This window comes from Burkholderia pyrrocinia, assembly GCF_001028665.1.
Lineage (GTDB): Bacteria > Pseudomonadota > Gammaproteobacteria > Burkholderiales > Burkholderiaceae > Burkholderia > Burkholderia pyrrocinia.
Genome location: NZ_CP011503.1, coordinates 3470748 through 3483287, shown reverse-complemented (window position 1 = coordinate 3483287; position 12540 = coordinate 3470748). Strand labels below are relative to the sequence as shown.

The window sequence follows — 12540 nt, the reverse complement described above, 5'->3', positions numbered from 1 at the left end:
CATACAAGCAGCACATAAACCGAGGGGCCACCGATGAAGAGCACCGTACGCTTGCCGATTTCCATTTTCGCGCTGATGCTGGCCGCGCCGGCTTTTGCCGCGACGCCTGCCGACAACGTCGCATGGAGTGCGAAGCCCGTGCAGACGGTTGCAGCGTCGCCAGCGTGCTCTGCCTACTCGGGGCGGGTGATGTCGAGCGGTGAGCCGTTGTCGACGGAAACCGTGCTGAAAGCGCTCGGCACGTCGCTGGCCGGCGCTGCACTGGGTGCCGTCGCCGGCGGATATCAGGGCGCAGCCCCCAATCCGTGCCCGCGCCCCGGTCTTTGACCGGCTCGCAAGCGAACCGCAGGGATCGCCGCTTCGACTGAAACAAGCCGGATAACAAGCGCCGCGCGTCGCCCGACCGCGGCGCTTTGTCGTTTCAGGCGCGCCTATTCCCAGAAGCTCCGGATCGCGACCGCCACGATCACCGGCACCGAGAAGACCAGCGGGATCGCGAAATACTGCGCTTCGCGATCGACGATCCAGCTATAGATCACCCACGCCGCGCCGATCGCGAACGTGATGAGGCCGACCGTCACGGCGGCGATGTTCAGGACCAGCTTCGAAGGCTGGCGGCGCGTTTTGGCATTCTCGTTGTTATCGCGCGGGGACGATTTCATCGGAAGAGTGCGGCCTCGGGCCGGAACAGGGGTAAACGCACAGGAAACCCCATCCGCACGGATCGCGCAAGGGCCGGCGCATGCCGGCCCCGTCACGTTGATTCCCGCGCGTTACAACCCGAACGACGCAGCCAGTTCATCCAGCAGTCCGCGCTGGAACGCAACGAACCGCTCGCCCGGCTGCTGTGCGATCGCGAGGTCGAGCATCGGATCGGCGACGTCGGTGCGAATACCGGCCAGCGCCTCGACGATCGCGAGCCCGCAGAACGGCACGTACGCCTCCGAGTAACCGCCTTCGTGAACGATCACGAGCCGCCCGCCGCAATGGCGCTGCGCGGCATCCTTCACCGCATGCGTCATGAACCGGTAGCTGTCGGTATGCAGTTGCATGCGCGCGAGCGGATCGACCGCGCTCGCGTCGAGGCCGCTCGCAACGACGATCAGTTCGGGCCGGAAACGCTCCAGCGCCGGCAGTACGATCCGCTCGAACGCGTAGCGATACGCGTCGTCGCCGCTGCCCGCGAGCAGCGGCACGTTCAGGTTCGCGCCGACACCCGCGCCTTCGCCGCGATCGTCCGCGCCGCTGTAGCCTGGCGGGAAGCAGCGGTCCTGGTGCAGCGAGATCGTCAGCGTGTCCGGATCGTCGTAGTAGATCGACTGCGTGCCGTTGCCGTGATGCACGTCCCAGTCGATCACCGCGATGCGCTCGATGCCGTGTTTCGCGCGGGCGGCCTCGATCGCGATCGGGATGTTCGCCAGCATGCAGAAGCCCATCGGGCGGTCGCGCAGGCAGTGATGGCCGGGTGGCCGCGACAGTGAGAACGCATTGGCTGCGCGCTCGCCGACGACCATGTCGACCGCCGCGATCGCGAGGCCGGCCGACAGCGCGGCGATCTCGTAGCTACCTTTGCCGAACGGCGCGAGATCGCCGAGGTCGCCGCCGTTCGCGTCGCTGAGTGCGCGGAACGCGTCGAGATAGTGCGCCGGGTGAATGCGCAGCAGGTCGGCGGTCGAGGCCGGCTCGGCGCCGCGCAGGTCGAGTTGTGCGGCAAGGCCCGACGCCTGCACGAGCGACAGGAAGCGGCGTTTCGAATCGGGCGATTCTGCATAGCCCGCGCTCGACGGCGGTTGGACCCAGCCGCCGACCGGGAAGAACAGCGCGTGCGTGCCGCCGGTATGCCAGAAAGTGCGTTCGTCGGTGAAGAAGGCAGTGCGATTCATGGATGTGCGTGACCTGTCACGGTTGGGAGGAAACGGAAGGGCGCGTGCGGCGATCGATATGGCGCAGCGCGGCGAACGAAACGATCGCGACGGCCGTCGCGGCCGCGAACAGCGCGCGCATCGTGCCGCCGGCGTCGAGCATCAGCCCGGCCAGTAGCGGGCCGGCCGCGAGGCCGGCGCCGATCACGAAATTGAGCGTCGCGACGAGGCGGCCCGACGTGTCGATCTGCGCGACGGTCGCGAGGATGAACGGCAGCACGAAGGTCCACGCGAACTTGAACGCGAAGATCGCTGCGCTGTAGCCGCCCGCGTGCCGCATCGCCGCGAGCGCGACGAGCGAGGCCGCCAGCAGCGCGTAACCCGAGGCCAGCATCGCGCGCCGCGCGAGCCGGCCGCCGGCGCACGACGCGAGCGCCGCGCCGGCGATGCCCATCACGCTCGCGATCGCGAGCACGTTGCCGGTCGACTGCGGATCGAGCCCGGCCTCGGCCGCCGAGCGGCTCGCGAACGTCCATACGCTGCCGATCGCGAGATAGAACGTCAGCACCGCGCCGATTGCGAGCACGACGAAGCTTCGCGGCGTTTGCGTTGCGGCGCCGCGCGCGGCGTGCGCGGGCGTCGCCCGCGTGCCGAGCGACGACGGAAAGCCGCGCGACAGCGGTGCCGCGAGCAGCGCGAGCGCGGCGATCGCGATGTACAGCGCGCGCAACCCGAACGCGGCAAACACGTGCGGCAGCACGAACAGGCCGATCGCGCCCGCGATCAACTGGCCGACGACCCAGAGGCCGTATACGCGGTCGCTGTTCCTGCTCGTCGCCGCGCTCGTCATGCAGAGCACCATCAGCGAGCCGCCGCCGAGCGCGGTGACGGCGCGCAGCGCGAGCAACGCGGCGAAACCCGGCATCCACAGCGCGGTCAGCAGGTTGCCCGCGCCGAACAGCGTGATCGCGAACGCGGCGACGCGGCGCGCGTCGACACGGCCGAGCCACAGGTATGACGGCACGGTCGCGAGACTGAACGCGCCGAGTTCGACGAAGAAATAAGTGCCGATCTGTGATGCGGACAGCCCGAGTTGCGTCGCGAGCTGGCCGGCGACGGCCGGCGCCACGAGCAGCAGCAGCGGCGTGATGGCCGCGAACACGACGAGTGCGACGAGTGTCGAGCGCGCGAACGTCGGCGCGTGGCCGTCGGGCGAGAGTGCGGCATCCGGAGACAGGGTTTTCATGGCGGAATCTCGTCAGGGGAATCAGAACAGGTGGTACATGCCGACCATCGCGCCGAACTGCGACGCGCCGGCGAGCGGCGTCGGGTCGTATTCGTAGACGGTCTGCGAACTCTGGCCGCTGTTGCGCGCATAGCCGAGGTTCACGTACGCGACTGTGCGTTTCGACAGCGCGTACGTGGTGCTCGCGATGAACAGCGTCGGATGGCCGATCGCCGGCGTGCGCGAGTCGGTGTGGTAGACGCCTGCGTTCAGTCCGATTCCGTTCGACGTCAGATAGCGCGCGCCGCCCCAGACGATCGTGCGTGCCGCGTCGAGGTCGCCTGTCAGGCGTTCGACGCCGGCGTAGACGGTGAGCGGCAGTGTCGCGAACGCATAGCGCGCGGCGAGCGTGCCGAGTTCGCGGCGGCGTGCGGACGCGTCGTCGGCCGCCGCCACGTCGCCGTGCGCCTGATGCAGCACCGCGCTGACCGACAGGCCGTTGCTCGTGTACTGGCCGCCGAGTTCGAGCACGCGTCCCGCGCGCGTATTGCCGGCGACGCCGGCCGTCGCGGCGAGCGCCTCGACGTCGAAGCCGGCGAACGTCGGCGACTGGTACTTGACCGAGTGGTCGATGAAGTTCGCGTTCATCGGCACGATCACGCCCTGGCCGCTGTACGACGCGTACCAGAGCGGGTCGTAGAACAGCGTCTTGTCGAACAGCACGCTGAACTGCCGGCCGAGCGTGACGGTGCCGGCGGGCCCCGCGATGCCCACGTACGCGCCGCGAAAGAACGCGTAGCCGGGCGCGGTCGCGGTGCCGTCGTTGAGGTTGAGGCCCTGTTCGAGCTTGAACAGCGCACGCCAGCCGCCGCCGAGATCCTCGTTGCCCTTCAGCCCGATCTGCGACGGCAGGATGCCGTAGTTCTGCAACTGCACGGCCGAGTGGCGCCCGTCGGCGTGCGTCAGGTATTGCACGCCGGCGTCGAGCGCGCCGTACAGCGTGAGGGTCGACTGCGCGTGCGAGGCGCTGCACACGGCGAGCGTCGCGGCGGCCGCGGCCGTGCGGATGAAGCGGGGTTTCGTCACGTGGGGTTCTCCATACCGTCCTGCATCGGTTTGTCGTTGGTGTTGTCGCGACGCAGTGTCCGCAGCGGGAAAACCTTCGAACAGTCGTACAGATGAACGGTGCGGAAAACCCGCGGTGCGCGGCATGAACGCGATGCGATGCCGTAGCGCGGCGTGCTGCGGAGCAGCAACGTACCGTGCACCGTTCAAATGGATGGGGTTGCCGCCGGTTCCGGCACCGTGGCCCGCCAAAAAAGCCGCTCGCTATAATCGGCGGACTGCGTTGCGCGCATCAGCGGCCCGGTCGGGCAGGGGAGCGGAAGGTGAGGATCACGACGGATACCGGGCAGGATCTCGAAGCGCTGCGCGACGTGCCGGCCGCCATCGTGCTCGACGAATTCGCGTGGCCGCCGCTGCCTTCGCGTCGCGCCGATTTCAGCGGTGTCGCGCGCGGCGACGCATCGCAGCGCGAACTCGGGCTGATGCTGCTCGACCTGTACGCGGTCGCCGCGCAGTCCGGCATCGGCGAATTCGAATACCGCTTCTTTTCGCTGCTGCAGGCGCTCGTCCCGTTCGATGCCGCATGGACCGGCGTCGCGACGCACGCGTCCACCGGCCCCGTGATGCACAACAGCTTCCTGTACCGCCTGCCGCACGCGTTCTTCAGCGACTGGAAGCGCGTACGCGACTGCGATCCGCTCGCGCACCGCACGTTGCGCGGCGCACACGGACGCGCGGTGCGGCTGTCGGTCGTCGAGCCCGGGCTCGATGCGCGGTTTCGCGACTGGTGCGTGAAGTACGGGCTCGCGCAACTGATGTGCGTGTGCACGCTCGATCGTCGCTTCGGCCTGACGACGTTCATGTCGATCTATCGCCAGGGCCTGAATCGCCCGTTCGGCGACGACGATGCGCGCCGTTTCGAGGAAGTGATTCCGCATCTCGCTGCAGCGCTCACGATCAATCGCGCCGCGCAGTTCACGCGCGAGCGCGGCGATACGGCCGCACCGGCCGCACGTGCGCTGTGCGACAACTTCGGCGTGCTCCATCACGCCGATCACGGTTTCGACGACGTGCTGCGCGCCGAATGGCCGGCATGGGCCGGCACGCGTGTGCCGGAGCCGCTCGTCGCGCACCTGCGGCGCCAGTCGGGCCAGCCGTTCGTCGGCGACGCGCTGCGCATCCAGTGCGTACCTGTCGCGGGGCTGTTCCAGATCGAAGCGCGGCCGCGCTCGCTGCTCGACCGGTTGAGCCCGCGCGAACTGGCCGCGATCCGTTATTACGGCGCTGGCCGTTCGCACAAGGAAGTCGCGCAACAGATGGCGATTTCGCCGACGACCGTGCGCCACTACCTGCGCTGCGCGTACCGCAAGCTCGGCATGCACGACAAGAGCCAGATCGCGGGCGTGCTCGGCGCGACGGGCGGCGCGACCGACGACGAACCGGTGGAAGCGGGCGGCGAGCCGCGCTGAAGCGCGCGAACGCGGGCGTCCGGCATGCTTCCGCCATGATGGTTGTGTCCGCAACCATTGAGCGTTATGCTCGTCAGCTCCCAGGAGACGGAATTCCATCATGAACGACACGAATTCAGGGTCGGTGCGCGCGGCGGTGGTCGGTGTCGGCGCGATCGGCGGATTGCTCGCGGCCGCGCTGTCGCGGGCCGGCATGACCGTCAGCGCGTACGCACGCGGCGCGACGCTCGACGCGCTGAACGCGCACGGCGTGCGCGTGATCGACGAGGCGGGCGTCACATCGTCGGTGCCGGTGCGCGCGAGCGACGATGCGGCCGCGCTGGGCGTGCAGGACTACGTGGTGATCGCGCTGAAGGCGCAGGCGCTGCCGGCGCTGGCCGCGCGCATTGCGCCGCTGGTCGGGCCGGGCACCGTGATCGTCGCGGCGATGAACGGGCTGCCGTGGTGGTTCACGCACGGGCTCGAAGGGCCGATCGACGGCGTGCCACTCGACGCGGTCGATCCGGCCGGCGCGGTGTCGGCGGCGCTGCCGCCCGCGCAGGCGATCGGCTGCGTCGTGCACCTGTCGTCGAGCACCGACGGGCCGGGCATCGTGCGTCGCGGGCGCGGCAACCGGCTGATCGTGGGTGCGCCCGATCCGCGGCTCGACACGGCCACCGCGCGGTTCGCCGCGGCGCTCGCGGCGGGTGGTTTCGACGTCGAGTCGACGCCCGCGATCCGGACCGAGATCTGGACGAAGCTGTGGGGCAACATGAACATGAATCCGCTGAGCGCGCTGACGGGGTCGACGGCCGAGCAGTTGCTCGACGATCCGTTCACGCAGGAACTCGCGCTGCGGATGATGGAGGAGGCTGCCGCGATCGGCGCGAAGCTCGGCCTGACGACGGGGATGAGCGGGCCCGAGCGGATCGCGGTCACGCGCAAGCTCGGTGCGTTCAAGACGTCGATGCTGCAGGATTTCGAAGCGGGGCGTTCGCTCGAGATCGGGCCGATCCTCGGCGTGTTTCCGGAGCTCGGGCGCAAGCTCGACGTGCCGACCCCGTATAGCGACGCGGTGCTCGGGCTATTGCGCCAGCGTGCGGCGAACAGCGGGCTGTAACGCGTGCGTGACTGGCGGATTCGCGGTTGCCGGTAAGGCGGTAAAGCGCGATTCTTGCGGGGTGCCGCTGCCCAATGCAAAAACGGGCCGCCCGGGTCGCTGGTTACGCGACCCGGGCGGCCTGTCGAATTCGTCGGATCAATGCTGGCAGCAGGGCTCGCCCGTCTGGCGGTGCCGAGCCCGTCACGCGGCTCAGTCGTCCCGCTCGGTGGCGTGCGCGACGACCTTGTCGAGCAGCCGCTCGAACGTCTGGCGTTCGCTGTCGGACAGGCACGCGAGCAACCCGTCGTTCCACTTGCGCACGATCGGCATGATCTTGCGATGCAGTGCGCGGCCGTCGGCGGTCAGCGCGATCAGCACGATCCGGCCATCCTCGTCGCTCGCGCTGCGCTCGAGCAGCCCCTGGCGCAGCAGCGCTTCGGCCGCGCGGCTCGCTTGGCTCTTGTCGAGATTGGTGTGGCGCGCGAGATCCATGATCGAGAACGGACCGAACGCGCCGACGGCGGCGATCACGCGCGCTTCGGGCAGCGAGATGTCGAGCTTGTGCCGGTACACCTCGCCGATCCCGCGGTCGGATCGCTTCGTGAGCGCGTGGAGGCGATAGGTCAGATACTGATCGAGCCCGGCTTGACGGCCTTTCATGTCGAATCCTGAAGAAAAAGGGCGGGCCCGATTGTTCCTGTATCGCGCGCTCGGGTCAACGGTCAGTGTGCGCCGTATTTCAGGCGCGTCAATTGCTCCGCTTCGTTCGCGAGCAGGTTCGCCGCGTCGCGGATCGCGACGTCGAGCGTGATCGGCCCGGGAGCCGGCGAGAAGCAGCCGGAAAAATGTTCGGACAGGCGCGGCAGCGCGGCCGGGTCGACCGTGCCGGACAGCAGCGACGCGGGCACGCCGGCGGTCTGCGCGTGCCGGCACGCGATGAACGGCGCCTTGCCGTGCAGCGTCTGCACGTCGGAGCGGCCTTCGCCGGTGATCAGCCAGTCGGCGCCGGCGAGCGCCGCATCGAGTCCGACCTGCCGCGCGACCACTTCGGCCCCGGCTTCGAACTGCGCGCCGAGCATGTGCAGCGCGAAACCGAGGCCGCCCGCGGCGCCGGCACCGGGCAGGTCGCGCGCGCGCCGGTCGAGCGCGGCCTCGAGCAGGTCGGCGAAATGGCCGAGCGCGGCGTCGAGGGTCGCAACCTGCGCGGGCGTCACGCCCTTTTGCGGGCCGAACACGGCGGTCGCGCCGTGCGCGCCCGTCAGCGGGTTGTCGACGTCGGACATGCCGACGAATTCCGTTTCCTTCAGGCGCGGGTCGAGCCCCGACGCGTCGATGCGCGCGATGTCGGCGAGCCGCGACGGCACGGGTTCGACCGGCTGGCCGCCCGCGTCGAAGCATTGCAGGCCGAGGCCCGCGAGCAGCCCGGCGCCCGCGTCGTTGGTGCTGCTGCCGCCGAGCGCGACGAAGAAGCGGCGCACGCCGTCGTCGAGCAGCGCGCGGATCGCCTCGCCCATCCCGCGCGTGCTGCGCGCGTCGACCGGCACGCTCATGCCGACCGGGTCCGTAATGCCGACGATCTCGGCCGTCTCGACGATCGCGGTGCGCGCGTCGATCACGCCGACCGCCGCGTCGCGTGCCGCGAGCGACGCGCCGGCCACCCGCAGCGAGCGCCGCGTGCCGCCGCCTGCCAGCATCGCGTCGAGCGTACCTTCGCCGCCGTCGGCCATCGGGCAGCAGCGCACGACCGCGTCGGGGCGGGCGCGGCGGATGCCGGTGGCGATCGCGTCCGCGACCTGCTCGGCGGAAAGCGAGCCTTTGAACGAATCGGGCGCGATGACGACGACAGGCGCGGACGGGTGTTGCGGCATGGTGTCTCCGGAAGGCGTGATTGGTGTGAAGAATTAATGGGGCGCGACGACGGCGCACCCTCAATCGGAGCTTACAGGATGGCGGGCCCGCGGTGGATACGGCGTTCGGCATAGCGGCGATCCGCGCGCATCGCCGTGCAAGGGGCTGCCGACACGGCGGGGACGCATGCGCGTCGAGCCGAACTGGCGGTGCGAGGAAAATTGTTTGCTAGAATAGTCGATTCTTCCGGCCAAAGCCGTGCTCCGAGCCGCTTGCGCTAGCCATCCGGCGCGTGCAGGGATGGCGTGGCGCTCCGGCGCGGCGTGTATGCGTGTCGCAGTAGCGCCGCAGGCAGGCACGGCAAGGAAAACCCGATTCGCTCGAATAATTTTAGGACGATTGAAGCCATGGCTAACGTTGTTGAGAACCTCGGCAAGCTTGAACGCCGCGTGACGATTTCTTTGCCGAAAGACACGGTACAGAAGGAAATCGACGCCCGTATCCAGAAACTCGCGAAGAACGTGCGCATGCCGGGTTTCCGCCCGGGCAAGGTGCCGCTGAAGATGGTCGCGCAACAGTACGCGGGTCAGGTCGAGGCGGAAGTGCTGAGCGACAAGATCGGCCAGGAATTCTTCACGATCAGCCGCGCGGAAAACCTGCGCGTTGCCGGCCAGCCGAGCTTCGAGCCGAAGCAGGAGCAGGCTGAAGATGCGTACGCGTTCGACGCGACGTTCGAGGTCTACCCGGAAGTGAAGATCGGCGATCTGGCGACGGCTGAAGTCGAGCGCTCGACGACGTCGATCGGCGACGCCGAAATCGACCGCACGCTGGACATCCTGCGCAAGCAGCGCGTGCACTTCCACGCACGCGGCGAAGCCGGCGACCATGGCGACGGCGGCGCGGATACCGCAGCCAAGAACGGCGACCGCGTGACGGTCGACTTCGTCGGCAAGATCGACGACGTCGCGTTCCAGGGCGGCACCGCTGAAGACTTCCCGTTCGTGCTCGGCGAAGGCCGCATGCTGCCGGAATTCGAAACCGCGGCGCTGGGCCTGAAGGCCGGCGAAGCGCGCACGTTCGACCTGAAGTTCCCGGACGACTACCACGGTGCCGACGTCGCGGGCAAGACCGCGCAATTCACGGTCACGATGAAGAAGATCGAGTGGCCGCACCTGCCGGAAATCGACGGCGAATTCGCGAAGTCGCTCGGCATCGAAGACGGCGACCTCACGAAGATGCGCGGCGAGATCAAGGAAAACCTCGAGCGCGAAGCGAAGCGCCGCACGCAATCCATCGTCAAGAACCAGGTGATGGACGCGCTGCTGAAGATTTCCGAACTCGACGTGCCGAAGGCGCTGATCGAGCAGGACCAGCAACGTCTCGTCGAAATGGCTCGTCAGGATCTGGCGCAGCGCGGCGTGCCGAACGCGAAGGACGCACCGATCCCGGCCGAGATGTTCGCCGAGCAGGCCGAGCGTCGCGTGAAGCTGGGCCTCGTGCTGGCCGAGCTCGTGAAGTCGAACAGCCTCGAAGCGAAGCCGGAACAGATCCGTGCGGAAGTCGACGAGTTCGCGAAGAGCTACGAAGACCCGAAGGAAGTGGTCCGCTGGTATTATTCCAACCAGCAGCGCCTCGCCGAGATGGAAGCGTTCGTCGTTGAAAGCAACGTCGTCGATTTCGTGCTGGGCAAGGCAAAGGTGACGGACAAGGAAGTGAGCTTCGAGGCACTCGCGAGCGCATCGGCGCAAGCGTAAGTGTCGCTCTAGCGGCGTGCCGGCTGTCGGAGCGACGGCCTGCACGCCGTTTTTACGTCAAGCGCACGGTTGCCATTAATATGGCGATTGAGCGGGCGGCTTCCCTCCGTTCAATTTTCCATTCGAACAAGGTTCATTGAATGATCACTCGCGCTGAATTGCTGGACATGCTTGCTTCGAACGCGCCGCAGGGTTTCGAGGCGCAAGCACTGGGGCTGGTGCCGATCGTCGTCGAAACGAGCGGCCGCGGCGAGCGTTCGTACGATATCTATTCGCGTCTCCTGAAGGAGCGCCTGGTGTTCATGGTCGGCGAAGTGAACGACCAGACCGCGAACCTCGTGGTCGCGCAGTTGCTGTTCCTCGAGAGCGAGAATCCCGACAAGGACATCAGCCTGTACATCAACAGCCCGGGTGGCTCGGTGTCGGCGGGCATGGCGATCTACGACACGATGCAGTTCATCAAGCCGGACGTGTCGACGCTGTGCATGGGGCTCGCGGCCAGCATGGGCGCGTTCCTGCTCGCGTCGGGTGCGAAGGGCAAGCGCTTCGCGCTGCCGAACTCGCGCGTGATGATTCACCAGCCGCTCGGCGGCGCACGCGGCCAGGCATCCGACATCGAGATCCAGGCGCGCGAAATCCTCTACCTGAAGGAGCGGCTGAACCAGTTGCTTGCGCAGCACACGGGCCAGGACGTCGAGCGCATCGCGCGCGACACCGACCGTGATAACTTCATGTCGAGCGAGGACGCGAAGGCGTACGGGCTGATCGATCAGGTGCTGCTGAAGCGCCCGTAAAGTTAAGTGGGGTGCCGCCCCGATTCGCGCGGCGCCCCTGCTATGTTCCGCACGCCCCGAGCCTCTGCGGCAAGCGCATCCGGCCGGCTCCGGTCGCGCCCTAGGCGCGGCGTTCGGAGCATTCGGCGTATCATGTCATTTACCTGTCCGGAGGCTCTACATTCATGGCGGACAAAAAAGGTTCGAACAGCGAGAAGCTGTTGTATTGCTCGTTTTGCGGAAAGAGCCAGCATGAGGTGAAAAAACTCATCGCGGGCCCGTCGGTGTTCATCTGCGATGAATGTATCGACCTCTGCAACGAGATCATTCGCGACGAGGCGGCTGCCGCCGGCGTCGAGGCCAGCCTGTCCCGGTCGGATCTGCCGAGCCCGCAGGAAATTCGCGACATCCTCGATCAGTACGTGATCGGCCAGGAGCGCGCGAAGAAGATCCTCGCGGTGGCCGTGTACAACCACTACAAGCGCCTGAAGCATCTCGACAAGAAGGACGACGTCGAGCTGTCGAAGAGCAACATCCTGCTGATCGGCCCGACGGGCTCCGGCAAGACGCTGCTCGCGCAGACGCTCGCGCGGTTGCTCAACGTGCCGTTCGTGATCGCCGATGCGACGACGCTGACCGAAGCCGGCTACGTCGGCGAGGACGTCGAGAACATCATCCAGAAGCTGTTGCAGAACTGCAACTACGAGGTCGACAAGGCCCAGCGCGGGATCGTCTACATCGACGAAATCGACAAGATCAGCCGCAAGTGTGACAACCCGTCGATCACGCGCGACGTGTCGGGCGAGGGCGTCCAGCAGGCGCTGCTGAAGCTCGTCGAGGGCACGATGGCGTCGGTGCCGCCGCAGGGCGGCCGCAAGCATCCGAACCAGGATTTCATCCAGGTCGACACGACCAACATCCTGTTCATCTGCGGCGGCGCGTTCGACGGTCTCGAAAAGGTGATCACCGATCGCACCGAGAAAACCGGCATCGGCTTCGGCGCGACGGTCAAGAGCAAGCAGGAGCGCGACGCGGGCGAAGTGCTGCGCGAAACGGAACCGGAAGACCTGATCAAATTCGGGCTGATCCCCGAATTGATCGGCCGCCTGCCGGTGGTCGCGACGCTCGGCAAGCTCGATGAAGCCGCGCTGATGAAGATCCTGGTCGAGCCGAAGAACGCGCTCGTCAAGCAGTATCACAAGCTGTTCGCGATGGAGCGCGTCGAGCTGGAGATCCGGCCGGGCGCGTTGCAGGCAGTCGCCCGCAAGGCGATCCGCCGCAAGACCGGCGCGCGCGGTTTGCGTTCGATCATCGAACAGGCGTTGCTCGACGTGATGTACGAGCTGCCGACGATGAAAGGGGTCAGCAAGGTCATCATCGACGAGAACGTCATCGATGGGGACGGCAAGCCTTTGCTGATCTACGAGGACACGCCGAAGGTGGCGGGTTCGAACTGACCGGCT

12 protein-coding genes are annotated in these 12540 nt (G+C 67.5%); 6 read left to right on the top strand and 6 right to left on the bottom strand.

Translation table 11 applies throughout. From position 1 onward, the window contains the following. Positions 1-33 precede the first annotated feature (33 nt). Positions 34-327, top strand: coding sequence for a hypothetical protein (locus tag ABD05_RS15870; RefSeq protein WP_047900941.1), 294 nt, complete (start codon positions 34-36; stop codon positions 325-327). Between the two features lie 104 nt (positions 328-431). Here the strand turns inward: ABD05_RS15870 and ABD05_RS15865 are convergent, their stop codons facing one another. The 4 genes from ABD05_RS15865 to ABD05_RS15850 all read right to left on the bottom strand — a co-directional run bounded on the left by ABD05_RS15865 (position 432) and on the right by ABD05_RS15850 (position 4173). Beyond that, positions 432-662 carry a hypothetical protein gene (locus ABD05_RS15865; protein ID WP_047900940.1) on the bottom strand — a complete coding sequence of 77 codons (231 nt, stop codon included), beginning with the start codon at positions 660-662 and terminating at the stop codon, positions 432-434. A gap of 111 nt (positions 663-773) precedes the next feature. Further along, positions 774-1883 (bottom strand): class II histone deacetylase, encoded by a 1110-nt coding sequence (locus ABD05_RS15860; RefSeq protein WP_047900939.1) that lies wholly within the window; start codon positions 1881-1883, stop codon positions 774-776. A gap of 16 nt (positions 1884-1899) precedes the next feature. Continuing rightward, positions 1900-3108 (bottom strand): MFS transporter, encoded by a 1209-nt coding sequence (locus ABD05_RS15855; protein WP_047900938.1) that lies wholly within the window; start codon positions 3106-3108, stop codon positions 1900-1902. A gap of 21 nt (positions 3109-3129) precedes the next feature. Beyond that, the gene (locus ABD05_RS15850; RefSeq protein ID WP_047900937.1) at positions 3130-4173 is read right to left on the bottom strand and encodes a porin; all 1044 of its coding nucleotides are present in this window, start codon (positions 4171-4173) and stop codon (positions 3130-3132) included. A 302-nt stretch (positions 4174-4475) separates the two neighbouring features. Between ABD05_RS15850 and ABD05_RS15845 the strand changes: the two genes are divergently transcribed. Both ABD05_RS15845 and ABD05_RS15840 read left to right on the top strand, forming a co-directional pair. Further along, entirely contained in the window at positions 4476-5621 is a 1146-nt protein-coding gene (locus ABD05_RS15845) for a helix-turn-helix transcriptional regulator (RefSeq protein WP_047900936.1), read from the top strand. A gap of 100 nt (positions 5622-5721) precedes the next feature. Next, positions 5722-6720, top strand: a complete 999-nt coding sequence (locus ABD05_RS15840) for a 2-dehydropantoate 2-reductase (RefSeq protein WP_047900935.1) — start codon at positions 5722-5724, stop codon at positions 6718-6720. A gap of 192 nt (positions 6721-6912) precedes the next feature. On the opposite strand, the gene ABD05_RS15835 is transcribed toward ABD05_RS15840, so the two are convergent. Together ABD05_RS15835 and ABD05_RS15830 are read right to left on the bottom strand one after the other, a co-directional pair. Next, the gene (locus ABD05_RS15835; protein WP_047900934.1) at positions 6913-7362 is read right to left on the bottom strand and encodes a MarR family winged helix-turn-helix transcriptional regulator; all 450 of its coding nucleotides are present in this window, start codon (positions 7360-7362) and stop codon (positions 6913-6915) included. A gap of 62 nt (positions 7363-7424) precedes the next feature. Continuing rightward, positions 7425-8570, bottom strand: coding sequence for a glycerate kinase (locus ABD05_RS15830; RefSeq protein ID WP_047900933.1), 1146 nt, complete (start codon positions 8568-8570; stop codon positions 7425-7427). Between the two features lie 387 nt (positions 8571-8957). Here ABD05_RS15830 and tig point away from each other — a divergent pair, with 387 nt between their 5' ends. The 3 genes from tig (at position 8958) to clpX (ending at position 12534) form a co-directional block, all read left to right on the top strand. After that, a complete protein-coding gene (tig, locus tag ABD05_RS15825; protein ID WP_047900932.1) occupies positions 8958-10304 on the top strand; it encodes a trigger factor in 1347 nt (448 codons plus the stop codon). A gap of 140 nt (positions 10305-10444) precedes the next feature. Then, the gene (gene clpP, locus ABD05_RS15820) at positions 10445-11098 is read left to right on the top strand and encodes an ATP-dependent Clp endopeptidase proteolytic subunit ClpP (RefSeq protein WP_010092137.1); all 654 of its coding nucleotides are present in this window, start codon (positions 10445-10447) and stop codon (positions 11096-11098) included. Between the two features lie 164 nt (positions 11099-11262). Continuing rightward, the gene (gene clpX / locus ABD05_RS15815) at positions 11263-12534 is read left to right on the top strand and encodes an ATP-dependent Clp protease ATP-binding subunit ClpX (RefSeq protein WP_047900931.1); all 1272 of its coding nucleotides are present in this window, start codon (positions 11263-11265) and stop codon (positions 12532-12534) included. Positions 12535-12540 lie beyond the last annotated feature (6 nt).